This is a genomic window from Pedococcus sp. KACC 23699, from assembly GCF_045348425.1.
Lineage (GTDB): Bacteria > Actinomycetota > Actinomycetes > Actinomycetales > Dermatophilaceae > Pedococcus.
In genome coordinates this window covers 624527-648918 of sequence record NZ_CP157483.1, presented here as the reverse complement: position 1 = coordinate 648918, position 24392 = coordinate 624527, and the positions used below count along the sequence as shown (strand labels likewise).

Here is a 24392-nt window from a genome sequence, read left to right as displayed (position 1 = left end):
TTCGGTGATGCGACCCACCGCATCAACCGAACGGCTGATGTCCGTTCCTCGAAGGGCCCACGGGGGTGTGGCGTGACAGCCGATTACCGCCGTCCACCCTGCCTGAGAGTCTTCTGCTCGCAGGGGCGCCCGCCCCGGCCCGAAGGTCCCGAAAGGACACATCCCATGCTCAAGTTCGTCGCCAAGCTCCAGACCCGCTTCGCCAACCGCGAGGAGGGCGCCACCGCGGTGGAGTACGGCCTCATGGTCGCCCTGATCGCCATCGTCATCATCGCCGCCGTCGTCCTCCTCGGCAACAACCTCAGCAGCCTCTTCAACAAGGCCGCCACCAGCATCTGACGAACAACCGGACCGACGGGCGCTTTCCAGCCCGCGGACCAAGGAGGACACGGTGAACACTCGCTCCACACCCAGGAATGCCGTCCGCGGTGCAGGTTGCGGAGTCACGGTGCGCGCCACGTCCTTCGTCGGCGAGCTGGTCCGCGGTCGTCCCGGTGCACACCGGGACGACCGCGGGGCCACGTCCGTCGAGTACGCCCTGATGGTCTCGCTCATCGCCGTGGTGATCATCGCCGCCGTCACGCTGTTCGGGCAGAACATGGTTCACCTGTTCAACGTCCCGGCCGCCGCGCTCTAGCCACACACCCCTGAACACGAGGACACAAACCACCATGGGACGCAGACTCGTCGCCATCTTTGCCGCCGCCATCGTTGCCTTGGTGGGTGTCGGTGCGGTCCTTCTCTACGCGCGAGGCGCCGACGCTCGTGCAGTAGCTTCCCAGCAGCCCACCAGCGTCTACGTCGTGAAGTCGCTTGTTCCGTCCGGGACGATGCTCAAGGACGCGGTCCAGAACGGTCTGATCATCAAGACCTCTGTCGCCGCTGCTGGCGTTCCTGCTGGTGCGCTCGCCGGCGTGGACGGCAGCAATGGCGGCCTGTTCGCCACGACCGACATCCAGCCAGGGGAGTACGTGCTCGCCGACCGGTTCGGTGTCAAGCCGGTGGGGGAGAAGGCGATCACTGTCCCGGCAGGCATGGTTGCCGTGTCCGTGCAGCTGTCCGACCCGGCTCGCGTGGGTACGTTCCTGACACCCGGCTCCAGGGTCGTTCTCTACGACACTTTCTCACCGGTCGACGCAGCCAAGAGCAGCAGCACCCCCGCCAACGGCACGGCAAGCGCTGGCCAGAGCACCCGGGTCCTGCTCGACGACGTGCTCATCATCGCGATGGGGCAGGCATCCCTCACCCCGGCTGCTGCGCCGGCCGCCGGCGGCGAAGCTGCACCGGCTCCCGTCCTCGGCGCCCTCATGACTGTCGCCGTCACGCCGGCCGATGCCACCCGTCTGGTGCACGGCATCCAGACCGGCACGCTCTACGCCGCACTGCGCGGCACGGATGCCAAGATCGACCTCGGCAAGGTTGTTTCCGAAGCATCACTCTTCTCCAAGTAGGAGCTCGTCATGACGCTGTTGTGGGACGCGGACCCCGCCGCAAAGGACCGCTACGACTTCGCGGTCGGCCAGGTCAACCGGCTGGACACGCAGGCCGCCATGGTGCGCGCCCTGGAGGAGGCGCCACACGAGCCCCTTGTCCTCATTGGTCCCGACGTCGACATGGAGAGCGCCTGCCAGTTCAGCGAGTTCGTCCGCGTCGAGCGTCCCGAGGTCGGTGTGCTGCTCCTGCGTCGCCGGCTCGACGTCAACGTGTTGGGGCAGGCGCTCCGCTCGGGCGTGCGCGAGGTGATCACCGCCGACGACCTCACCGGTCTGGCCGATGCAGCTCGGCGTAGCCGCGAGCTCACCTCTCGCGTTGCCGGTCACACCGCCGACAGCGGCGGAGGCACGAAGTCGGCGCGGGTGGTGACGGTCTTCTCCGCCAAGGGGGGTGTAGGCAAGACGACCTTTGCGACCAACCTCTCCGCCTACCTCGCATCGACCGGTGCCAAAGTCCTGCTCATCGACCTCGACCTCGCCTTCGGTGACGTCGGGATCAGCCTGCAGATGCTGCCCCAGAACTCGATCATCGACCTCGTCAGCATGGCCGGGCACATCGACGAACAGGCCATCAAGTCGGTCATCACCAAGCACGACAGCGGCCTGGACATGATCAGTGCGCCCGCCGAGCCGAGCGACGCGGACCGGATCCCGGGGTCCATCGTCGCCGAGCTGATCCGGGTGGCCAAGCGTCACTACGACTACATCCTGCTCGACACCCCGCCGGCGTTCACCTCGCACGTCCTCGCGGCCTTCGACGACAGTGACCTCCTCGTGCTCATCGCGACCCTCGACATCCCGGCCGTGAAGAACCTGCGGCTGACCCTCGACACGCTCGACCTGCTCGGCAACGCCAAGGACACCCGCCTCATCGTGCTCAACCGGTCCGACGCCAAGGTCGGGCTGCGGGCCGAGGACGTGGTGGCAGCCCTCAAGCAGGACATCGCCGTCATGGTGCCCAACAGCCAGGCCGTACCGGCCTCGGTCAACCGTGGCGTCCCGATCATCCTCGACGAGCCGAAGCATCCTGTCAGCGTCGCGTTGCGTGACCTGGCCGAACGATTCGTCCGCGCTCCCGAGCCCGCGGCAGCCGACGGCGACCAGAGGCCGGGAGCCTCCTCCAACGGTCGTTCGAGCCGCTGGTCACTCTCCCGAGGAGGGAACCGATGAGTCTCGCCGAGCGGCTGGAGAACGTCCGGCGCAACCAACAGTCCGCCAGCGATGCCGCGAACGGGACGCCCACCCCGGCCGCCCACGAGCGCCAGCGCGTCGTCGACCCCTTCTCGGCCGTGAAGGCCAGCGTGCACCAGGCGCTGCTCGACTCCCTCGGTCCGCAGCTGTACGACCCTCACCTCGACCAGTCCGAGCTCGAGACCAAGGTGCGGCACACGCTGCAGGAGGTCATCGACCACGAGGAGACCCCGCTGTCCCTCGCGGACCGCACCAGGATCTCCCAGGAGGTCTCCGACGAGATCCTCGGGCACGGCCCGCTCGAGCCCCTGCTTCGCGACTCGGAGATCTCCGAGATCATGGTCAACGGACCTGACTCCATCTACGTCGAGCGTGCCGGCAAGCTCTACCCGGTCGAGGCGCGCTTCAGCTCCGACGCCCACCTGCGGCGCACCATCGACAAGATCGTGGGTCGCGTCGGTCGTCGTGTCGACGAGGCGAGCCCCCTCGTGGACGCCCGTCTGCCCGACGGATCGCGCGTCAACGCGGTCATCCCGCCCATCGCCCTGGACGGGTCGATCCTCACCATCCGAAAGTTCGCCACCGACCCGTTCACCGACAAGGACCTCATCGCCTTCGGCACCTTCACGCCCCAGGTCCGCGACTTCCTGTCCGCCTGCGTCCGCGGTCGTCGGAACATCATCATCTCGGGCGGTACCGGCTCGGGTAAGACGACTCTGCTCAACGTGGTCTCCTCCTTCATCCCCGACGACGAGCGCATCGTCACCATCGAGGACGCCGCCGAGCTCCAGCTCCACCAGGACCACGTCCTGCGCCTCGAGTCCCGCCCGGCCAACATCGAGGGTCGGGGATCGATCCCCATCCGCGAGCTCGTGAAGAACTCCCTGCGTATGCGCCCCGACCGCATCGTCGTCGGCGAGTGCCGCGACGGCGCGGCCCTCGACATGCTGCAGGCCATGAACACCGGCCACGACGGCTCGCTCACGACGGTCCACGCCAACACCCCGCGCGACAGCCTCTCCCGCCTGGAGACCATGGTCCTGATGGCCGGTGTCGACCTCCCGATCCGCGCCATCCGCGAGCAGGTGGCCGGTGCCGTCGACATGGTCATCCAGCAGGCCCGTATGAAGGACGGCTCCCGCCGCGTGACCGCGATCAGCGAGGTGATCGGCATGGAAGGCGAGGTCATCACCATGCAGGACCTGTTCACCTTCGACTTCAGCGCCGGTCGCGACGAGCAGGGCCGCTTCAAGGGCACTCTCAAGAGCACAGGCCTGCGTCCGAAGTTCGCCACCGAGCTGCACGACCAGGGCATCGAGCTCGCGCCGAACATCTTCGTCCGGGGGAACTGATGCTCGTTCGTGTGCCGCGGAGGTGGGGCGCCGTCCTGGCCCTCACCGCCGCTGCGTTGTTCGCCGGTGCCACCAGCGCGAGCGCCGCAACCTCGCCCGGGGTCACCATCACCGGCATCGAGGCCAAGGACGGCAACCTCATCGGTCTCATCTCCGCCAGCGGTGGAGCGACGATCGACCCCGGCCTCAAGATCACCGTGTCGGGCAAGGACTACCCCGTCGACGCGATCACCTCCGGTCAGGGCACCCCGGTGCAGCGCACCGCCGTGCTCGTCGTGGACACGAGCGGCTCGATGGGCGACGCCGGTATGGCTACGGTGCGCTCGGCGGTTGCCGCGTTCCTCAAGAGCGTGCCCGCCGACGTCCGGGTCGGGCTGGTCTCGTTCTCGGGCAAGGCCGTCGTGGGCCTGCCGCCCACCGCTGACCAGGGCAAGGTCCAGTCTGCTGTCGACAACCTCAAGTCCTCCGGCGAGACCGCCCTCAATGACGCGATGGTCCTGGCCGTCAAGACGTTGGGCACCACGGGGGAGCGCAGCATCCTGCTCCTCTCGGACGGCGGTGACACCGCCAGCCGCGCGACCCAGGCCCAGGCTGTCGCGGCGCTCAAGGCCAACCACATCCGCGCCGAGGCCGTGTCGTTCAAGTCGACCGAGGGCAACGCCTCGGTGCTCAAGGGCTTCGCGGACGCCGGCGGCGGCTCGGTCGTTTCTGCCGCCAACGCTGGCGCGGTCGCCAGCGCGTTCACCACGGCAGCCAAGACCTTGGCCTCCCAGCTCACCTTCTCACTGCCCCTTCCGCCCGGTGTCTCAGCCGTGCAGAACATCAAGGTGTCGGGTCAGGCTGCCGGTACGCCCTTCACGACGACCGCGCTGGTCGACTTCGGTGACGGCGTGGCCCTCCCCACCAAGGCGACGTCCCCCTCCAAGGTGCCGGTCGTCGGCCCCACGGAGGACGTCATCGCCGCGGCACCAGCCGGGACCAAGCTGCCCATCCTCGGCGTCTCGCCGCTGCTCGGCCTGGGCCTGCTCGCCGTGTTCATCGGTGTGGTCGCTGTCGGCGTCGCCCTCTCGAGCGGATCCATGAGGTCCGGTCGCCAGACCCGCGTGGACAGCATCGACCAGTACGTCGCCCAGACCGCCCCCAAGAAGGGTCCGAAGAACCGCCAGGCCGCGGTCTCCGAGAGCCTGGTCTTCCTCGGCGACAAGATGATGGACGGGCGCTCGTCGACGACGAAGACCATGGCGCTCATCGAGCGTGCCGACCTACCTCTGCGGCCGGGCGAGTGGTGGGTCCTGCGCCTCGTGTCCCTGGTGGTCGGGGTAGCGGTCACCATGCTGCTGCTCACCGGAGGCCTGGGCATGAAACTTGCTGCACTGGTCCTCGGGCTCGTGCTCGGCTACTTCCTGCCGGCTCTGGTTCTTCGCTTCCTGGCGAAGCGACGGGCCAAGAAGTTCGATCACCAGCTCCCCGACGTGCTGACCCTCATCGCCAGCAGCCTGTCCACCGGCTTCTCCCTCCCGCAGGCGCTCGACGCCGTGGCCAAGGACGCCGCGGAGCCCGCAGCCAAGGAGTTCTCCCGCGCGCTCGCAGAGACCCGCATCGGCACCGACATCGCCGAGGCGCTGGAGCGCCTGTCAGACCGGATGGACAGTGACAACATGCGCTGGACCTCCATGGCGATCAGGATCCAGCGCGAAGTGGGCGGCAACCTCGCCGAGACCATGCGCACGACGGCGAAGACACTTCGGGAGCGCGAAGAGCTCGGCAGGCACGTCCAGGCGCTCTCTGCAGAAGGCAAGCTCTCGGCATACATCCTCATCGCCCTCCCAGTCGGGATCTTCCTGTTCACCATGCACTCCAACCGGGCATACGTCGAGCTCCTCTGGACCCGCCCCCTCGGGCTGGCCATGCTCGGCGCGGGGCTCGTCTCACTGGGAATCGGCTATGCGTGGATGCGCAAAGTCGTGGATGTGAAGGTCTGAGATGGGAAATCTGCTGCTGGTCGTCGGCCTCGTCGCCATCGCCGTTGCCCTGGTCACCATCGTCATGGCGGTCGCGGCCGGGGCGGGGGAGACGACGGGGGTGGCCCGTTCGCTCGAGCTGATCGAGAAGTCGCTCGACCATCGCGAGGTGAGCAAGTCCGACCTTCCGCTGATGGACCGCATCGTGCTGCCCGCCCTGGCGAAGACGCGGTCGCTGGCCGCCAGGCTCTCGCCAGCCGGCGCGCAGGACGGACTGGGTCGACGCCTCGACCTGGCGGGCAACCCCGGGGCGTGGTCCGCCGAGCGGATCATGGGGGCCAAGGGAGCTGCGTTGCTGGTCCTTGCGCTCGTCGGGTTCCTGTTCGGAGGATTCAGCCTGAGCGGCCTGCTCTTCGCGGGGATCGGTGGCGCCCTCGGGTTCTTCCTCCCCGACCTGTTGCTCATGAACGCCGGGCAGAAGCGCCAGGAGGAGCTGCAGCGGGGCCTGGCGGACGCCCTCGACATGCTCACGGTGTGCGTCGAGGCCGGTCAGGGCTTCGACGCGGCGCTCATGCAGGTGGCCAAGTCCACGACCGGGCCCGTGGCCGGCGAGTTCGCCCGAGTGCTCTCGGAGATCCAGATCGGCAAGTCCCGTGGCGAGGCCTTCAGCTCCTTGGCCAAGCGCACCTCGGTGAACGAGGCCAAGACCTTCGTCAGCGCCCTCGTGCAGGCCGACCGGCTCGGCCTCCCGATCGGCAGCGTGCTGCGTGAGCAGTCCAACCAGATGAGGCTCGTCCGGCGTCAACGGGCAGAGGCCCAGGCGCAGAAGGTGCCGGTGAAGATCCTCTTCCCCATGCTGCTGTTCATCTTCCCGGCGCTGTTCATCGTCATCATCGGTCCCGGCGCGATCAACATCATCGACACCTTCAGCAAGGGTGGGCTCTGAGGCGTCGGAGACGACGAAACCGGGCCGAAACCCTCGATGGTGTCGGCCCGGTTTCGTCGTACCACCAGCTCGACGTGGGAGCCGGCGGCGCGGAGATCAGCGGCGCATCTGTCCCACGGACTCGGCGCGCACCAGGCCCAGCCGCAGCGCCGACATGACGGCCGACGCACGGTTGTGGGCGCCGAGCTTCTCGTAGACCTTCGAGACGTGCGTCTTGACCGTCGACTCGCTCATGTAGAGTCGCTTGGCCACGGCGGCGATGGAGTCCCCGGCCACGAGTCGGTCGAGCACCTCCGCCTCGCGAGGAGTGAGCTTGGGCTTGTCGCTCGAGTCGCGTCGACGCAGCGCCTCGGCCAGACCGGTGGCCATGAAGGCGTCGGGTGCGACCGCGGCGCGACGGACGGCGGCGATCACCTCGTCGGACGGAGCCGACTTCAGGACGAGCGCGGAGGCACCGAGGTCCAGAGCCTCGAGGAGGGTCTCGTCGTCGTTGTGCATCGTCAGCACGACGATGCCCAGCCGCGGGGACGCCTCACGGGCCGCTCGGGCCAGAACCAGCCCCGAGCCGTCGGGCATGGACACGTCCACGACGAGCACGTGGATGAGGCTCTGGGCCAGCACGGTGCGGCCCTCGGCGATCCCTCCGGCCTGGCCCACCACGGCGAGGTCGGGCTCGCTGTCGATCATGCGGCACACGGCCTCACGGACAAGGGTGTGATCGTCGATCACGACGACGTTGATGGTCATGACGGCTGGGGGATCCTTTCGTTGGAAAGCGTGGCTGACGGCGCGGCGCCGCGGGCTCGCATGCGCATGCGGATGGCGACACCGTCACCGGCATAGGGCTCGACGGCGATCTCGCCCCCCAAGGAGGTGAGGGGGTGCTCGCCGAAGTCACGGATGCCCAGCGAGCTCGTGCCGTTGTGAGCGACCCACAGCTCCACCCGCGGGGCCGCGACGTTGAGGCGGACCTCGACCGTGTCGGCGTTCAGCGAGTGGCGTGCGTCGGCGAGGACCTGCAGGAACAAGCGGTAGATCAGGACCTCGGTGTGGGCGGGAAGACGGAAGCCGTTCTCGCTGAGGTGCATTCGGGTCGTGACCCCTGAGGTCGAGCCGAAGTTCTGCAGGCGGGCACCGATGAGCGCACCCAGCCCGGTGTCGGGGCGAACGGCGATCCGCAGGTCGGCGATGTGCAGGCGGAGGTCGGCGAGGACCCTCGACACCTCCACCCGGAGTCCGTCCAGGTCGTCGGCGAGCGGCGAGTCGGTGTTGCGGGCCGTGCGTCGCAGCGAGTCGATGCCGAAGGCGAGGGCGACCATCTCCTGGGCGATGCCGTCGTGCATCTCGCGCGCCAGCCGTTCGCGCTCCTCGAGGCCGGCACGTTCACGCAGCCCGGCGAACAGCACGGACAGGTCGATGTTGGCGGCGTGCCGGGACGCGACCTGTCCGGCTGCCTCCAGGTCCTCCTCGGTGAACGGGGTGACCAGGGGGCGGTCGGCCACGAGCAGACCCAGTCGGTCGCCGTTGTTGTCGTTGAGCGGCACGACGATGACGGAGCGTCCGACCAGGTCGTCAGCCCACTCCGACAGGGTGGGAACACCCTCGTGCCAGGTCTTCGAGAGCACCGAGGTGGGCTCCATGGGGTCTGGCCAGGGGGTGCGGTCGGCACCGCGGATGGCCAGCGGCACGGCGGGGTCGTCGCCGTAGCCCACGAGGATCGCGCTGCGTGCTGCGCGCATCTGGGTGGCGAGGTCCTGCAACGCCATCTCCGCCGAGGCGGGGGCGTCGAAACCGGTGTCGAGCGTCTCGGCGAGCTCGTGCAGCCGTCGCAGCAGCAGGCCGGCCTCGGCGGCGACGTTGGGGTCGACGACCGCCTCTTCATCTTCTTCCTCCATGCGGTGCGACCAGGCTCCGAGGAGTCCGAACACCAGGGAGAAGACCGATGCGAGGAGGATGCGCTGTGCCTCGCCCTCGGTGTAGTGACCGAGCAGGAGCACCGTCGAGCCCCCGGTGACGAGCCCGACGCCGAAGACCATCAGGGCTCCGCGCCGGGAGAACTTGGTGCCCGCGTGGTAGGCGGGGATGAGGATGAGGACCTTGGACCATGGCCCGGCATACCCCATCGCGATGCCGGCGACCGCGGCACTGGCCCCGAAGAGCACCATGAGCTGCACGCGTCCGATGGCTCGCCCGCTCAGGCTGAGGTACTGGAAACCCGAGGCCGCGAGGTCGAGGGTGACGACCAACAGAATCCAGGGGAGCCCGGCGAGCAACGAGTGGTCCATGATCGCGAACAGCAGCGCGAGCACCGCGAGGCCCAGCCGCAGCTGGGTGCTGAGGGACAGGCGCGGCAGCCAACGCATCCACGGCCTCCCCTCTGGTCCTGGACCCACGACGATTTGTCCACAGGTTGCGCCTCAGACTAGTCCGCTCCACAGGCTCAGGTGGGCCGAACAAGCACGAACACACCGATTCGGCACCGTTGAGGGCATGTTCCGCGGCACCACGTCCCTCCTGGCGGTACTCTCCCTCGCCCTTCCGAGGGCGTGTGCCGCATGTGGCACCCCGGACGTCGAGCTGTGCGACACATGTCGTCAGGAGGTCGCCAGCAGCCTCTGGGCCGGGGGCCCACGCCGGTCCAGACCGACTCCCGAACCCGCGGGACTGCCACCGGTGCACACGTCCGGGAGGTTCGAGGGGGCGCTGTCCGGGATCGTCACCGCCTACAAGGACCAGGACCGCCGCGACATCGCGTCAGTCCTCAGCGGCCTCCTGGCCAGCGCGGTCGATGCGGCTCTCGTCGCAGACCCGGGCGTGCGCCGGGCGGTGGGCGGCCGGCGAGCCCCGGTGCTCCTCGTCCCGGTGCCGTCGTCGAGGGCGTCCCGTCGACGACGCGGCGACGCACCGCTCGAGGGCCTCGCGACACTGGCGGCTCGTGGTTTCTCGGCTGAGGAGGTCGTCGTGGACAGAGCCCTGCGCGTCCGCCGACGGGTGGCCGACCAGGCCGGCCTTGGCGCCACGGACCGTCACCTCAACGTCGAGCACTCCATGGTGCTGCGTCCGGCCTCGTCCGCGGCTGTGCGCGGCTCCGCGTGCGTCCTCGTCGACGACGTGCTGACGACCGGCGCCACCCTGGTCGAGGCGGCGAGGGCGCTGCGGTCCGGCGGTGCGGGGGTGGTCGTGGCGGCCACCATCTGCGCCACCCAGCGACGCGCACGCGCTCCCCGGACGTTCGGAGCAGGCCCACGGTGAGCGGCTCGGGGGTCCCGCTGTCGCAAAGGTGGGACGTGGACTACCGTCGGTACATGGCCCCCCTGGCCCCCGTGCAGCACACGAGAACAGGGCGTCGCGGACACGGTCCGGCAGGCGTCCTGGCGCAGGGAGCGGAGCCGATCACGAGGCCCACCACGACTGCGGTCGGCCCCACCGGTGCGCCCCACGGGCCACCCACCAGCGCACCACTGCGGGTGCGCTCGTCCACCACCTCGCCCACCGCCTCGCTCGCCGAGGAGCTCGGGCGGTGGTGCCGCGGTTGATCAGGGCTGTCGCGCCCGACTCTCACCTTCCACCACACTTATGGAGGACACCGTGGAGATTGTCGTCACCGGACGCCACATGCAGGTCTCAGACCGATTTCGTGACCACCTCGACGAGAAGCTGACCAAGATCGCCCAGCTCGCCCCTCGCGTGCAGCGCGTCGACGTCATCGTCAGTCACGAACCCAACAAGCGGCAGGCCAAGTCCTGCGAGCGGGTCGAGATCACCTGTCATGTGAAGGGCCCCATCGTGCGGGCTGAAGCATGTCTCGACGACAAGTACGCCGCCCTCGACGTGGCGCTGGACAAGCTGATGGAGCGATTGCGGCGGGCCCACGACCGCAAGCGGGTGCACCGGGGCAGGCACGCTCCGGAGTCGGTCTCCGCGGCGACGGCCCGGATCCAGGAGCCCACGCAGGGCTCGTCCGAGGACCATGCGCACTCCGAGGTCGAAGGCGACCGGTTCGGCACGCAGGGCAACAGCCCTGTGGAGATCCGGGAGAAGATCCATGCCACGGTGCCCATGCCGCTCGACCAGGCGGTGGCCGAGATGGAGCTCGTCGGCCACGACTTCTACCTCTACCACGACGAGGACACCGACCAGCCCAGCGTCGTCTACCGCCGCCGCGGTTGGTCCTACGGCGTGATCCACCTCGACGTGGGTGCCTCCGGTGCCAGCGACGCGGACGACGCTCCGGCCGCGGTCCAGAAGGTCTCCTGACCGCTCGATCCCTACCCCGCCGGCGGCGTGGCATCGACCTGGGCTCCCAGGTTGCTCCGCGCCGTCGGCGCGTCGTGCAAGGATGTGGCGCGTGAGCAGCGGTTTCGACGAAGGAGCACCCGTGGTGCGCGAACCCATCCGGGTCGTCATCGCTGACGACCATGTGCTCTACCGCCGAGGGCTGCAGATGGTCGTGTCGCAGGACGAGGACATCGACATCGTCGGCGAGGCCGGAGACGGCAAGGAGGCGGTCGACCGCACGGTCGAGCTGCTCCCCGACGTGGTGCTCATGGACGTGCGCATGCCGCACACCTCGGGCATCGAGGCCTGCAAGACCATCAAGGCGCTCGTGCCGTCCACCAAGATCATCATGCTGACGATGTCCGACGAGGAGTCCGACCTCTACGAAGCCGTCAAGGCCGGCGCCAACGGCTACCTCCTCAAGGACGTGCCGGGGGAGGAGATCGCCGAGGGCGTTCGTGCCGTGCACCACGGCGACTCGCTCATCTCGCCCTCCATGGCCTCCAAGCTGCTCGCCGAGTTCGCCCAGATGAGCCGGCGCCAGGGCGAGCGTCCGAGCGCCGTCGGGGCCCCGCGGCTGACCGACCGCGAGCTGGAGGTGCTCCGGCTCGTCGCGCGTGGGCTGGCCAACAAGGAGATCGCCCACCAGCTGTTCATCTCCGAGAACACCGTCAAGAACCACGTCCGCAACATCCTCGAGAAGCTCCAGCTGCACTCGCGCATGGAAGCCGCGATGTATGCCGTGCGGGAGAACCTGCTCGAACCCGGCGAGTGAGCCGAGCGGGATGAGCCTGCCCGACCCCGTGCGCCTCACGCGCGCCCAGGCGCGCAGGATCGCATTGGCTGCACAAGGTTTCCTCGATCCGCGGCCGGCCCCGGGCACCGCGACGATGCGGCACGTGCAGCGGGTGGTCGACCGCGTGCAGGTCGTCCAGATCGACAGCGTCAACGTCGTCGCCCGCAGCCAGTACCTGCCGTTCTTCTCCCGCCTCGGCCCCTACGACACCGACCTGCTCGACCGGGCCCGCGACCGGTCGCCGCGGCGGCTCGTCGAGTACTGGGCCCACGAGGCGAGCCTGGTGCCGCCGACGACGTGGCCGTTGCTCGACTTCCGTATGCAGCGTGCCCACGCGGACGCGTGGGGCGGGATGCAGCGGGTGGCCCTGGAGCACCCCGGGCTGGTCGCGGCGGTCAAGGCCGAGGTGCTGGCGGGTGGACCCCTCACCTCGCGCCAGGTCGAGGTCGCCCTCGAGCACGACCTCCCGCGAGGCCGCGACGAGTGGGGCTGGAACTGGTCCCTGGTCAAGAACGCGCTCGAACACCTCTTCTGGTCCGGCGAGATCACCTCGGCGGGCCGGACGGCCCAGTTCGAGCGCCGTTACGCCTCGCTCGAGCGGGTGCTCCCCAAGGAGGTGGCTGCCGTCGCCGTCGACCGGGCCCAGCGACCTCCGCACGAGGAGGCGTTCCGCGAGCTGGTGATGATCGCTGCCAGGGCCCACGGGGTCGGCACCGAGCAGTGCCTGCGCGACTACTTCCGCCTCAAGCCCGAGCAGGCCCGGCCGGCATTGGTCTCCCTCGTCGCCGAGGGCCGGCTCTTCCCCGCGACCATCGAGGGCTGGAAGCGGCCCGCCTACCTGCACCCCGAGGCGCGGCGGCCCCGGCGGGTGCAGGCGCAGGCTCTCCTCAGCCCGTTCGACTCGTTGATCTGGCAGCGCGAGCGCACCGCGGCGATCTTCGGGTTCGACTACCGCCTCGAGATCTACGTCCCGGCCCACCAGCGCGTGCACGGCTACTACGTGCTGCCGTTCCTCTACGGCGACACGCTCGTGGCTCGCTGCGACCTCAAGGCAGACCGCGCCGCCGGGGTGCTGCGGCTGCAGTCGGTCCACTGGGAGCCGGGCGCCCCGGAGGAGGCTCGCGCCGCGCTGGCCGACGAGCTGGGCCTGATGGCGCAGTGGCTCGGCCTCGCCGCGGGCTTCGTCATCGCCTGACGGGCTCACCGGGCCCCACCCGGAGCTCACCCGAGCTCGCCGGCCTGGCGGGATCTGAGCGGTGGATGACGAGATCGTGCTGGTCGACCGGCATGCTGGCGCATACCCTTCGGGGGTGACGATTCCTGCCACGGACCGGCCGCCGGTCGCCGCCCGCACGCCGCGCATCCACCGGGCCTGGTGGGTGACCCTCGTCGTCCTCGCCGCCCTCGTCTCCGCGGCCGGGTTCCGCTCCTCGACCGGTGCGTTGCTCGAGCCCCTGGAGTCCGAGTTCGGGTGGTCCCGCGCGACGACCTCTGGCGCGGTGACGGCGAACCTCGTCATCTACGGCCTCACCGCGCCCTTCGCGGCGGCCCTGATGGAGCGCTTCGGCATCCGCCGCGTCGTGGCGCTGGCCCTGCTCCTCGTCGCCGTCGGCAGCGGGCTCACGGTCTTCATGACCGCGCCGTGGCAGCTGTGGCTGCTCTGGGGTGTCGCCGTCGGTGTCGGCACGGGAGCCATGGCGCTGGTCCTCGGCTCAGTGGTCGCCAACCGCTGGTTCGTCGAGGGCCGTCGTGGCCTCGTGACCGGGGTGTTCTCCGCCGCCGGCGCGGCCGGCCAGCTCGTCTTCCTCCCGGGCATAGCGGCGCTCGCGACCGGTCCGGGGTGGCGCTGGGCGGCGCTGGTCGTGTCCACCGCGGCGGTGCTCCTCGTTCCGCTCGTGCTCCTCGTCGTCCGCGACCGTCCTGCCGACCTGGGCCTTCGGCCGTACGGCGCCGCGCCGGGTGAGCCGCTGGACGAGGCGCCCACGCGGCATACGGGGGCACAGGCGGGACCGGCCACCCTCGCCGTCCGCACGCTGCGGGAGAGCATGGGCTCGCGCACGTTCTGGATTCTGTTCGGCACGTTCTGGGTCTGCGGCTGGTCCACCAACGGCCTGATCGGCACGCACTTCATCCCCGCGGCCCACGACCACGGCATGCCGGCGACGACGGCCGCCGGGCTGCTGGCGCTGGTGGGGGTCTTCGACCTGGTCGGCACGATCGCCTCGGGCTGGCTCACCGACCGGGTCGACCCGCGGTTCCTGCTGTTCGGCTACTACGGGCTGCGCGGACTCTCGCTGCTGTTCGTCCCCGCGCTGCTCGGCCCGGACATCGCCCCCAGCCTGTTCGTCTTCATCGTCTTCTACGGGCTGGACTGGGTGGCCACCGTCCCGCCGACGATCGCCCTGTGCCGCAAGCACTTCGGTGTCCAGCGGTCGAGCATGGTGTTCGGGTGGGTGTTCGCCGCCCACATGGTCGGTGCCGGGGTGGCCGCCTCGTATGCGGGGTGGGTGCGGCAGAGCACGGGCGACTACTACACGGCCTGGCTCACCGCCGGCGGCCTCTGCCTGTTCGCGGCGATGGCCTGCCTCGCCATCACCAGGGCGCCGGAGCGCGGCTCCTGGAACGCCGATGTCGTGCAGTCCGAGGCCGCCTCCGTCGCCTGAGTCCGGACGCCGCGCGGCTCAAGAGCGGCGGGTGAGCAGGACGTAGCCGGCGTCGTTGCCGATGGCAGCCCAGTCGCCGGTTCGCAGCATGGCCGCCGACAGCGGTGCGTCCTGCGGGATGAGCGCGAACGTCGCACCGCTGCGCGCGACGGACGCCTCCCAGCCGGGGCCGGCCGCCAGGGTGGTGATGTGCTCGCGCACGTAGTCGGCGTCGAAGACCTCGACCCGGGGGTCGATCACTGGCGCGAGCTGCGGGTGCCGCCACAGCAACCAGCCGCCGAGGCTGTACTCGTCGTAGACCACGGTGCCGCGCGGGAGGCGGTCGAGCTGCTGGTCGAGCCGATGGGGCTGAAGGGGTTGGGCGGCGAGGGAGGGCAGCACCGCTGCGGCAAGGGCCAGGCTCGCGAGGACCGCTGCCGTGAGGCTAACCCCCTCCGCACGTCGCGACGGGTGGACGTCGTCCTCCCGGACCGGCCACGCGCTGGCGAGCAGGGGTGCGGCGGTCAGTGCGCCGAGGGCGACCGTCCGGGCGTAGACCAGCGTCCACCCGGCCGCGACCGCGAGCAGCAGGACGTGGGTCCAGGGCACCTGCCGGGCGCGGCGTGCCCAGAGCACGACCACGGCCGCCAGCAGCCCCAAGGTCACGGCGACCGGGGGAGACGTCAGCGACGGTGGGTCCCACTCGCTGATCAGTGACGTCGTCTCGCTCACCCGCATGGGCGCGAGGAACAGTCCGGGTCCCACGGGAGTCAGGGCCGCGACGACCACCGACAGCGCCACCACGCCGACAAGCCGGGCAGCCTGTTGCAGCGACAGCCGCCGGTCCAGGAGCAGCCCGGCCGTGACCGCGGCGCCGGTGACGACTCCGGCGACCCACAGTCCGTGCGAGCAGGCCCACACCCAGCTCAGGGGCACCACCCACCAGCGGACCCGCAGGTCCCGGGCGGTCCCGAGCCAGGCCCACACGACGACCGGGAGGAGGACGAAGGTGACGAGCTGGGGGCGCGGGGTGAGGCTCGCGGCCGATCCGAACACCGCGGCCGTGGCCAGGATCGCGGCCGGCAGCACGGGCACCCAGGTGCGGCACACGACATACACGGTCACGAACAGGACCGCGATCAAGGCGCAGGCCAGCCAGGCGACGGCAGGCAACCCACCCAACGCCGCTGCTGCGGCGAGCCCGAGCTCGGGCAGCCACTCGTGCAACACCCACGAGCGCGAGCTGAACTGCGACAGCGGGTCCGGGCCGTTGAACTGCCAGGTGCCCCACAGGTGGGACCCCGCACGCAGGTGCCAGAAGGTGTCTGGGTCGCCGACGGGGTGCAGCCCGAGCCGCAGCAAGATGAAGGGGATGAGCGCCAGGAAGACCAGCGGCAGCCACCGGTCGCGACCCGACGTGCTCCCCGCCTGTCGACCGCGGTTGGCCATGCTCACGACGTTCGGTTCTCCTCCACCGTCCATGGGTGCCCTGGTGGACCGCCCGTGGTGGAAGGTACCGGCCCCGCAGATGGACGGCGTGAACTGCTGCGCATTCCACCCGTTCGCAGGAGGTCAGCCGCCCCGTCGCGGGTGGTCGCGGTAGTAGTCACGCCAGACGAGGCGGTGGATCGGTATCAGTCGCGGGATGTCGCGCAGGCCCGGGATGAGCGGAAGGAACATCAGGCCGAGGGTCAGCACCATCATCAGGGCCCAGACCTGGGCATCGGCGTTGTCGGAGGTCGAGAACGGCGGCACCTGGTACCAGAAGGTGTAGAGCCACATCCACGGCTGGCCGGGGTAGTTGCCCGTCTCGTTCATCATCCCCCACTGGTCGCCACCGAGCTGCTGCGCCCGGGCGGTGTCCTCGAGGTACGCACCGTCGCTGAGGAGCAGGATCGTGCGGGTCTGGTCGCCGCCGTAGAACGTGCCGGCTGAGGTGAGCAGTCCTTCGAGCCCGCCGCTGCGGGCCACGCCGAGGAACGACGCGGCCAGCCCGGGGACCGGCCCGTAGTTGCCGGGGGCGACCGCGGCGGGGTCGCCGTCCTTGGCCTTGGCCAGCGCGTCCGCGTAGGCCGTGGCCCATGCGGTCCGCTGGGTGGGTGAGGCCGCCTGCCAGGAGGCCAGGAGGATCTTGGTCGCCGCGTCGGGGCGGGCGGAGAGCGGGTCGAGCACGAGCTTCGTCGAGTCGACGGGGATGCGCACGCCTCCCCACTTCTGCAGCGGGAGGCCGAGCACCTTCTGGCCCTCGGCCGCCGAGTTGTAGGGAGGACCGTACGTCGCGCTGACGCTCGTGCCGGCGAGCTCGGCCGCGGCTGTCGCCACGACGTCGGCGGGGGCGGCCTTGGCCCACCCGGACATGGAGATCGCGGGCTCGTCGGGTGAGGAGAACACCGCCGCCAGCCCCGCAGTCAGCAGGCCCACCACGACGAGCGCGATGACGAACTCCTTGACGAGGTCGTAGGGACGGGTGGCAAACGAGTGGGAATCGGGGGTCGTGTGGTGCGAGCCGCGCCTGCGGGGTCGGGTGGGAGTTGCTGTGGCCATGTCACTCACCGTCCCGGGCATCGAGGGGTGGGACGACCCCGTGGCGACGCACCAGCACGATGTGCAGCGCGGCGATCACCCCGACCGCGAGCGGGAGCAGGACCACGTGCCAGAGCAGCATCTGGGCGGGGTTGAGGACGTTGAACCACGCACCGACCCCGATGGAGTTGATGCCGTCCTTGGCCTCGGCGCTGATCCACTGCGCGTCGAAGTTGGACTGCGACAGGTACCCGGTGAACGCCGCACCGATGGACGCCACGAAGGCCACCACCCCGGTCACCCACGTGAGCAGGCGGTTCCCGCGCCAGGCGGCCATCCAGAACTTCCCCCACAGGTGGATGACCATGACGCCGAAGAACAGTTCGACGCTCCACAGGTGCAGTGAGTTGACGAAGTGCCCGAGCGACGACTCGTGCCACCAGATCGCGCCACCCACTGCGAGGAGGCACCCGGTGACGACGACGACGGTCAGGGCGGCGAGCGTCAGGACCCCGAACACGTAGATCCACGAGGAGACGTACTCCGGTTGGCGGTCCGGGAGCGCCTGGCCGGGCGGCACGGTCCGCTCGATGCGCTCACGCAGGGCCCTGGTCCAGCTGTCCCGTGGAGCATCCCCGACCGGGGGCGGTGCCTGCGTCACGCCGCTCATGGCTGTTCTCCACGGCGCTCCCGAGTTACCTCTGCGTTGTGCGGGAAGGGCAGCAGAAGCGCGAGGACGAACACGACGATCATCACCAGGATGATCAACAGGTTGGTCAGCTCGATGCTGAACCAGCCCCACTGCACGACGTGCGGCGTCGACACCTGAACCATCGCTCGGACCATGTCGCCCTCGACTCTCGCGCCGGGTGAACGTGTTTCGCCCGTGAGCCATGCTCACTCCCGGGGTCTGGGGCCTGACAGAGGACAAGGTCCCCTCGCTGTGCTTGGCTGTCGCCATGGCAGACGTCCTGGTCACCCACCATCCCGAGCTGAGTCGATACGAGGCGCGCGTCGACGGTGAGCTCGCCGGCTTCGCTGCGTACAAGGTCACGCGGGGGCACCAGGTCTTCACCCACACCGAGGTCGACCCCGCGTTCGAGGGCCAGGGGGTCGGGGGAGCGCTCGCCCGGGGCGCCCTCGACGACGTGAGGAGCCGTGGGGAGAACGACGTGGTCGCCATGTGCCCCTTCATCGCTGCCTGGATCGCCCAGCACCCCGACTACCAGGACCTCGTCGCACCCTGACCGGGTGCGGGTTGGGGGCGGGCGGTGAACGCCGGAACCGCTGCGTGGCCCGGCACGTTCGGCGACCGGGGGGCATTACCCGTGCCGTGCGTCCACGGGCGCGGACCGACTCGACTAGCCTAGGTCGGGCCGTTGCCCCTCGGATGACGACGGCTGCGGTCCTCCGGGCGTAGCAGGAGATCAGAAACTTCAGGAGATATTGCGTGTCCAAGATCGTCGAACGACTGCTACGAGCCGGCGAAGGCCGCATCGTCAAGAAGCTGCACGGCATCGCCGCCCAGGTGAACTCCATCGAGGAGGACTTCACCAAGCTGAGCGACGCCGAGCTGCGTGCCGAGACCGATGTCTTCCGCAAGCGCCTCGCCGACGGTGAGACCCTGGACGACATCCTTCCCGAGGCGTTCGCCGCGGTGCGTGAGGCGTCCCGCCGGACCCTCGGCAAGCGGCACTTCGACGTGCAGCTCATGGGTGGGGCCGCCCTGCACCTGGGCAACGTCGCCGAGATGAAGACCGGTGAGGGCAAGACCCTCGTTGCAACCCTGCCGTCCTACCTCAACGCCCTCGAGGGCAAGGGCGTGCACGTCATCACGGTCAACGACTACCTCGCGGAGTACCAGTCCGAGCTGATGGGCCGCGTCCACCGCATGCTCGGGCTCGAGACCGGCGTCATCCTCGCCTCGATGACCCCCGCCGAGCGGCGTGTCGAGTACGCCAAGGACATCACCTACGGCACCAACAACGAGTTCGGCTTCGACTACCTGCGCGACAACATGGCCTGGACCATGGATGAGCTCGTCCAGCGCGGCCACAACTTCGCCATCGTCGACGAGGTCGACTCCATCCTCATCGACGAGGCGCGCACGCCGCTGATCATCAGCGGCCCGGCCGACGCCGCCACCAAGTGGTACACCGAGTTCTCCAAGATCGCCCAGCGCCTGACGCGCGGCGAGCTCGAGTCCGGCGAGGGGGACTACGAGGTCGACGAGAAGAAGAAGACCGTCGGTGTCCTGGAGGCAGGCATCGCCAAGGTCGAGGACTACCTCGGCATCGACAACCTCTACGAGTCCGTCAACACCCCGCTCATCGGCTACCTCAACAACGCCATCAAGGCGAAGGAGCTGTTCAAGCGGGACAAGGACTACGTCAACATGAACGGCGAGATCCTCATCGTCGACGAGCACACCGGCCGCATGCTCGCCGGACGTCGCTACAACGAGGGGATGCACCAGGCGATCGAGGCCAAGGAGGGCGTCGAGATCCAGAACGAGAACCAGACGCTCGCCACGATCACGCTGCAGAACTACTTCCGCATGTACGACAAGCTCTCGGGCATGACGGGCACGGCCCAGACCGAGGCCGCCGAGCTCAACTCGATCTACAAGCTGGGCGTCGTGCCGATCCCGACGAACCGCCCCATGGTCCGCAAGGACCAGCCCGACCTCGTCTACCGCACCGAGGAAGCCAAGTACGACGCAGTCGTCGCCGACCTCGCCGAGCGCTACGAGCAGGGCCAGCCGGTCCTCGTCGGCACCGTCTCGGTCGAGAAGAGCGAGTACCTCTCCGACCAGCTGCGTCGTCGCGGGGTGCCGCACGAGGTCCTCAACGCCAAGCAGCACGAGCGTGAGGCCGCGATCGTGGCGCAGGCGGGCCGCAAGGGCGCGGTGACCGTCGCGACGAACATGGCCGGTCGCGGTACCGACATCATGCTCGGTGGCAACCCCGAGTTCATGGCCGTCGCCACCCTCAAGCAGCAGGGCCTGGACCCGGAGGAGACCCCGGAGGAGTACGAGGCAGCCTGGGACGAGGCGCTCGCCAAGGCCGAGGCAGCCGTCGAGGCCGAGCACAACGAGGTCACCGAGCTCGGTGGTCTCTACGTTCTCGGCACCGAGCGGCACGAGTCGCGCCGCATCGACAACCAGCTGCGTGGTCGTTCCGGCCGTCAGGGTGACCCGGGCGAGTCCCGGTTCTACCTGTCGTTGCAGGACGACCTCATGCGCCTGTTCAACGCCGCCATGGTCGACCGGTTCATGACCACGGCCAAGATGGACGACGACGTCCCGATCGAGTCCAAGATGGTCAGCCGCTCGATCCAGAGCGCGCAGGGCCAGGTCGAGGGGCGCAACTTCGAGATCCGCAAGAACGTCCTCAAGTACGACGACGTGCTCAACCGCCAGCGCACCGTCATCTACGACGAGCGCCGCCGTGTCCTCGAGGGTGAGGACCTGCACGAGCAGATCCGCCACTTCATCAACGACGTCGTCGGTGGTTACGTCGACGCCGAGACGGCCGAGGGCTTCGCCGACGACTGGGACCTCGACCGCCTGTGGACGGCTCTGAAGACCCTGTACCCCGTGTCGGTCACGCCGGACGAGGTCATCGAGGCCGCAGGCGGCCGCGGCGCGCTGACCGCGGACGTCCTGCGCGAGCAGATCACCTCCGATGCCCACCACGCGTATGACGCGCGTGAGGAACAGCTGGGCGAGGAGGTCATGCGAGAGGTCGAGCGCCGTGTCGTCCTGTCGGTCCTTGACCGCAAGTGGCGTGAGCACCTGTACGAGATGGACTACCTCCAGGAGGGCATCGGCCTGCGCGCGATGGCCCAGCGTGACCCCCTGGTCGAGTACCAGCGCGAGGGCTTCCAGCTGTTCGAGGCGATGAACGAGTCGATCAAGGAAGAGTCGGTCGGCTACCTCTTCAACGTCCAGGTCGATGTCGACCAGCCGGAGCAGCAGGCGCCCGCCCTGCAGCCGATGAGCGTCTCCGACATGCTCGCCGGGGCGAACCTGACCGCGGACGACCACGCTGGTCACGACCACGCTGGTCACGACCACGCTGGTCACGACCACGCTGGTCACGACCACGCTGGTCACGACCACGCTGGTCACGAGGGTCACGACCACGAGGGTCACGACCACGAGGGTCACGACCACGAGCCGCACGAGCGGGTGCCCGCGGAGGTCGGCGCCGCAGGTGGCAACGAGGCCGAGCCGGCCGATGAGCGGGCCGCGGTCTCATTCCGGGCCAAGGGTCTGGAGCAGCCGGTGCGCCGGACCCAGGACCTGCAGTACTCCGCTCCGACCGAGACCGGTGAGGTCGAGCACCGGGGAGCGGTGGTCGACGACGAGCTGACCGAGGACCAGCTGGCCGGCGTCTCCCGCAACGGGCCGTGCCCCTGCGGATCAGGCAAGAAGTTCAAGATGTGCCACGGCAAGGCTTGACCGGCTCGTAGTTCGAAACGGCGGTCGTCCACCCCACGGGGTTGGACGGCCGCCGTCCTCGTGCCCGCCGCACGGGGTTGGACGGCCGCCCTCCTCGTGCCCGCCCCACGGGATGGGACGGCCGCCATCGGCCAGTGCGGCCCCGCTGGCAGTCGGCCACGAGCGACTGGCGTGCAGTCGGTTTCAGCCGACCTGCAACGCCTCCACCCGCCACCGTCCGTCGAGCCCGACCAGGCGCATGGCCAGGGCCCGCACGCGTCCACCGTCGACCACGACCGCGCTGGCTTCGGCCACCCCGTCCGCGGGCTCGCAGATGCGCAGGCTCCGGACGACGGTCCGGCGAGCGGGCGGCATACCCCTGCGAGCGGAGACCGCTGCACGCCGCGCCACCACGGCGTAGACCTCCGGGGTGGTCCATCGCAGCAGCTGCGGGGCCGGACGTACCCCGGCCATCACCTCGACGAGGGCCTGGGCGATGTGGGCGGCCCAGTCGCGTGGGTCCGGCAGGTCGTCGCGCCGGGTGGGCTGTTCCCCGAAGAGGTCGTGGTCGGAGCGCAGGGAGAAGTCGACGGCCAGGGCGTCCTGGACGTAGGGGGACTCAGCGCAACGCTCGGTCGGCCAGTCGTCCGTGCTGTCGTCGATGACCGGAGGGCGGATGCGGGGAGCGGGCACGATGGTGAGTGGGCGCAGTGAGCTGCCGGCCCGGGCGCGGGCTGCGACCACGGCCGCCCTCACGGGGTCACCGCCGCGGACGGGACCCTGAGCACCTGGCCGGGCAGGAGCCGGTCGGGGTCGTCGCCGATGACCGACGTGTTGGCGGCGTACCAGTGTGGCCACGCCTCGGCGACCTCCGCCTCGGTCGCATCGGGCCCCAAGTGGGCGGCGACGAGGTCCCAGAGGGTGTCACCGCGGTGGACGACGACCTCCGTGCCGACGGCTCTCCCGGCGCCGGACGTGACCAGTCCCGGGGCTGCGACGGCCTGCTGCCGCGGGCGGGACGGGGTCCAGCCGGCCGGCGGCACGGCCCTGTTCGAGGACGCAGCGCTCGGTGGGGCACCGCTCGGTGAGGCACTGCTCGGTGGGGCACCGCTCGGTGAGGCACTGCTCGGTGAGGCACTGCTCGGTGGGGCTGCGCTGCTCGCTGCGGGAAGACTGGTCTGCGTTGCGCCCTCCGGCCCGGGAGTCGCAGACGCCGAGACGCTGAACCCGGGGAAAGGGGCAGCCGAATGGGCTTGTGCGGCCGCCGGAGCCAGGGTGCCGGCGATGGTGGCGCCGACGAGGGCGGCCGCGACCCGGCGGGTCAGCAGCGGCGCCCAGGCCGCGGCGAGTCGGTCGGCGACGGTGCCGAGGCGGCCCTGCGTGTGGGCGAGGACGGCCGCGGTGCTCCCCACTGCCAGCCAGGCGCCCACCGCCATGGCCAGCGCGGCAGCCAAGACCCCCGCCACCTCGTCGAGAGAGGCAGGCCCGGGCGCCAGGACGAGTCGGGCTTGGGCGCGGAGCACCGTGGCCAGCACCCCCTCGAGAACCCCGAAGGCGGTGGCAGCGACGACTGCCCATCCCCATGCGCGACGTTGACCGACCACGGCTCTCTCCCCATCTGTCCCCACGCTCGTAAACGTTCGTTTGCGTGTGTTTGCGTTTGATTGAACCTATCCAAGGTTCTTCACCTGCACAAGGGTCGGCGGTCGCTAGGCTCGCTCGAGGCGCTGCATTCGCGGTGCCGGGGGAGGTGGGCATGCGTTGGGATGACCTGTTCGGGGACCTGGCCGCGCAGTGGGAGGCGGAGGAACGGCGCGAGCTCGATGCCGAGGTGGCTGACCGCACGCGTCGTGAGCGCGCCGCCCTGGGCCTCTACGAGCGCCTGGCTGCTGCGGGGTCGCAGGTGCTGGGGCTGACCCTGCGCACCGGGACGGTGGTGACCGGCCAGGTCGCCGACGTCGGCGACGGGTGGCTCCTCGTCGGCGCTCAGGGTGGCCCCGTGTCGCTCGTGCCCTTCGGCGGTCTCACCGCCGTCACGGGACTGTCGACCCGTGCGGCGGGCGAGCCGGCCGGGCGGCGTTTCGGCCTCGGCTACGCCCTGCGCGGACTCAGTCGCGACCGCTCGGTCCTGACGCTCACCGATGCGGCTGGAGGGCAGGCGACCGGCACGATCGACGCCGTCGGCAAGGATGTGCTCGAGCTCAGCGAGCACGCCGGCGACCTCGCGCGACGCCCGGAGAACATCACCGGCCGCCGACTGGTGCCGTTCGACGCGCTGGTCCTCCTGCGCCCCGCGTGACCGACGGAAGATGTCAGATGCAGATGGCAGGAGGGGCCCGGAGCAGTGCTCCGGGCCCCTCCTGGTGTTCGACGCGGGACCCCCACGGCCCGCGACGAAGCTATTCGGTGCCCTGCCCGAACGGGTGGGCCGCCACGAACGTCTTGGTCTCGGAGTACATCCGCTGGATGTAGCTCTCGAGCTCGGCCACCTCGACGCGCCACTGTCCGCGGCCGCCGACCTTGATGGCGGGGAGCTCGCCGGACCGGACCAGCGCGTAGGCCTGGGCCGAGGAGATGTCGAGGACCTCGGACACCTCTGACAACTGGATGAATCGCTTGGCCACGGTGTGCCCGCCCTTTCCCTGCCTTGGTGCCGTCTTGACTGGAACCTGCGTTCTCTTGACTGAATTTTTACCATGATCGTGCGGCTGCGTCCGGTGGATTGCCAAAGTCTCTCATCGTCAGCCGTTTGGAGGAGTTGGCCTG

Annotated in this window: 24 protein-coding genes; 15 read left to right on the top strand and 9 right to left on the bottom strand. The window is 69.8% G+C overall.

Annotated elements, in window-relative coordinates; all coding sequences use genetic code 11:
• Window positions 1–165: 165 nt before the first annotated feature.
• From ABEG17_RS02995 to ABEG17_RS02965, 7 genes are read left to right on the top strand one after another with little or no spacing between them, the layout of a single operon-like run.
• On the top strand, window positions 166–339 hold the full coding sequence (locus ABEG17_RS02995; RefSeq protein ID WP_406831797.1) for a Flp family type IVb pilin: 174 nt from the start codon (window positions 166–168) through the stop codon (window positions 337–339).
• 52 nt (window positions 340–391) lie between these two features.
• A complete protein-coding gene (locus ABEG17_RS02990; protein WP_406831796.1) occupies window positions 392–637 on the top strand; it encodes a Flp family type IVb pilin in 246 nt (81 codons plus the stop codon).
• Between the two features lie 34 nt (window positions 638–671).
• Window positions 672–1451: a Flp pilus assembly protein CpaB gene (locus ABEG17_RS02985; RefSeq protein WP_406831795.1), complete on the top strand. Its 780-nt coding sequence runs from the start codon at window positions 672–674 to the stop codon at window positions 1449–1451.
• A gap of 9 nt (window positions 1452–1460) precedes the next feature.
• Window positions 1461–2663 carry a CpaE family protein gene (locus tag ABEG17_RS02980; protein ID WP_406831794.1) on the top strand — a complete coding sequence of 401 codons (1203 nt, stop codon included), beginning with the start codon at window positions 1461–1463 and terminating at the stop codon, window positions 2661–2663.
• Entirely contained in the window at window positions 2660–4036 is a 1377-nt protein-coding gene (locus ABEG17_RS02975) for a CpaF family protein (RefSeq protein ID WP_406831793.1), read from the top strand. Before ABEG17_RS02980 ends, ABEG17_RS02975 begins: the two co-directional genes overlap by 4 nt.
• Window positions 4036–6018, top strand: coding sequence for a VWA domain-containing protein (locus ABEG17_RS02970; RefSeq protein WP_406831792.1), 1983 nt, complete (start codon window positions 4036–4038; stop codon window positions 6016–6018). Before ABEG17_RS02975 ends, ABEG17_RS02970 begins: the two co-directional genes overlap by 1 nt.
• Before the next feature lies 1 nt (window position 6019).
• Entirely contained in the window at window positions 6020–6943 is a 924-nt protein-coding gene (locus ABEG17_RS02965; protein ID WP_406831791.1) for a type II secretion system F family protein, read from the top strand.
• 96 nt (window positions 6944–7039) lie between these two features.
• Here the strand turns inward: ABEG17_RS02965 and ABEG17_RS02960 are convergent, their stop codons facing one another.
• Window positions 7040–7690, bottom strand: coding sequence for a response regulator (locus ABEG17_RS02960; protein WP_406831790.1), 651 nt, complete (start codon window positions 7688–7690; stop codon window positions 7040–7042).
• The gene (locus tag ABEG17_RS02955) at window positions 7687–9306 is read right to left on the bottom strand and encodes a histidine kinase (protein ID WP_406831789.1); all 1620 of its coding nucleotides are present in this window, start codon (window positions 9304–9306) and stop codon (window positions 7687–7689) included. Before ABEG17_RS02955 ends, ABEG17_RS02960 begins: the two co-directional genes overlap by 4 nt.
• Window positions 9307–9616: 310 nt before the next feature.
• Here ABEG17_RS02955 and ABEG17_RS02950 point away from each other — a divergent pair, with 310 nt between their 5' ends.
• The 5 genes from ABEG17_RS02950 (at window position 9617) to ABEG17_RS02930 (ending at window position 14680) form a co-directional block, all read left to right on the top strand.
• Window positions 9617–10195 carry a ComF family protein gene (locus ABEG17_RS02950; protein ID WP_406831788.1) on the top strand — a complete coding sequence of 193 codons (579 nt, stop codon included), beginning with the start codon at window positions 9617–9619 and terminating at the stop codon, window positions 10193–10195.
• A 336-nt stretch (window positions 10196–10531) separates the two neighbouring features.
• Window positions 10532–11200, top strand: a complete 669-nt coding sequence (hpf, locus tag ABEG17_RS02945) for a ribosome hibernation-promoting factor, HPF/YfiA family (RefSeq protein WP_406831787.1) — start codon at window positions 10532–10534, stop codon at window positions 11198–11200.
• Window positions 11201–11282: 82 nt separating this feature from the next.
• The gene (locus ABEG17_RS02940; RefSeq protein WP_406831786.1) at window positions 11283–11996 is read left to right on the top strand and encodes a response regulator; all 714 of its coding nucleotides are present in this window, start codon (window positions 11283–11285) and stop codon (window positions 11994–11996) included.
• A 10-nt stretch (window positions 11997–12006) separates the two neighbouring features.
• A complete protein-coding gene (locus ABEG17_RS02935; RefSeq protein ID WP_406831785.1) occupies window positions 12007–13212 on the top strand; it encodes a winged helix-turn-helix domain-containing protein in 1206 nt (401 codons plus the stop codon).
• Window positions 13213–13327: 115 nt separating this feature from the next.
• Window positions 13328–14680, top strand: coding sequence for an MFS transporter (locus ABEG17_RS02930; RefSeq protein ID WP_406831784.1), 1353 nt, complete (start codon window positions 13328–13330; stop codon window positions 14678–14680).
• An 18-nt stretch (window positions 14681–14698) separates the two neighbouring features.
• Here the strand turns inward: ABEG17_RS02930 and ABEG17_RS02925 are convergent, their stop codons facing one another.
• From ABEG17_RS02925 to ABEG17_RS02910, 4 genes are all read right to left on the bottom strand, one after another.
• Entirely contained in the window at window positions 14699–16114 is a 1416-nt protein-coding gene (locus ABEG17_RS02925; RefSeq protein ID WP_406831783.1) for a hypothetical protein, read from the bottom strand.
• A gap of 117 nt (window positions 16115–16231) precedes the next feature.
• Window positions 16232–17203, bottom strand: a complete 972-nt coding sequence (locus ABEG17_RS02920) for a hypothetical protein (RefSeq protein ID WP_406831782.1) — start codon at window positions 17201–17203, stop codon at window positions 16232–16234.
• Between the two features lies 1 nt (window position 17204).
• Complete coding sequence (locus ABEG17_RS02915) at window positions 17205–17852, bottom strand: cytochrome b N-terminal domain-containing protein (protein ID WP_406831781.1); 648 nt, start codon at window positions 17850–17852, stop codon at window positions 17205–17207.
• Complete coding sequence (locus ABEG17_RS02910) at window positions 17849–18016, bottom strand: hypothetical protein (RefSeq protein WP_406831780.1); 168 nt, start codon at window positions 18014–18016, stop codon at window positions 17849–17851. Before ABEG17_RS02910 ends, ABEG17_RS02915 begins: the two co-directional genes overlap by 4 nt.
• Window positions 18017–18141: 125 nt before the next feature.
• Here ABEG17_RS02910 and ABEG17_RS02905 point away from each other — a divergent pair, with 125 nt between their 5' ends.
• On the top strand, window positions 18142–18429 hold the full coding sequence (locus tag ABEG17_RS02905) for a GNAT family N-acetyltransferase (RefSeq protein ID WP_406831779.1): 288 nt from the start codon (window positions 18142–18144) through the stop codon (window positions 18427–18429).
• Window positions 18430–18632: 203 nt separating this feature from the next.
• Entirely contained in the window at window positions 18633–21647 is a 3015-nt protein-coding gene (gene secA / locus ABEG17_RS02900) for a preprotein translocase subunit SecA (protein WP_406831778.1), read from the top strand.
• Window positions 21648–21830: 183 nt separating this feature from the next.
• Here the strand turns inward: secA and ABEG17_RS02895 are convergent, their stop codons facing one another.
• Both ABEG17_RS02895 and ABEG17_RS02890 read right to left on the bottom strand, forming a co-directional pair.
• Window positions 21831–22382 carry an Rv3235 family protein gene (locus ABEG17_RS02895; protein WP_406831777.1) on the bottom strand — a complete coding sequence of 184 codons (552 nt, stop codon included), beginning with the start codon at window positions 22380–22382 and terminating at the stop codon, window positions 21831–21833.
• On the bottom strand, window positions 22379–23230 hold the full coding sequence (locus ABEG17_RS02890; protein ID WP_406831776.1) for a LysM peptidoglycan-binding domain-containing protein: 852 nt from the start codon (window positions 23228–23230) through the stop codon (window positions 22379–22381). The genes ABEG17_RS02895 and ABEG17_RS02890 overlap by 4 nt, the downstream gene beginning before the upstream one ends.
• A gap of 152 nt (window positions 23231–23382) precedes the next feature.
• On the opposite strand from ABEG17_RS02890, the gene ABEG17_RS02885 reads away from it, so the two are divergent.
• A complete protein-coding gene (locus ABEG17_RS02885) occupies window positions 23383–23925 on the top strand; it encodes a hypothetical protein (RefSeq protein WP_406831775.1) in 543 nt (180 codons plus the stop codon).
• Window positions 23926–24025: 100 nt separating this feature from the next.
• On the opposite strand, the gene ABEG17_RS02880 is transcribed toward ABEG17_RS02885, so the two are convergent.
• Entirely contained in the window at window positions 24026–24250 is a 225-nt protein-coding gene (locus ABEG17_RS02880; RefSeq protein ID WP_056916936.1) for a helix-turn-helix domain-containing protein, read from the bottom strand.
• Window positions 24251–24392 lie beyond the last annotated feature (142 nt).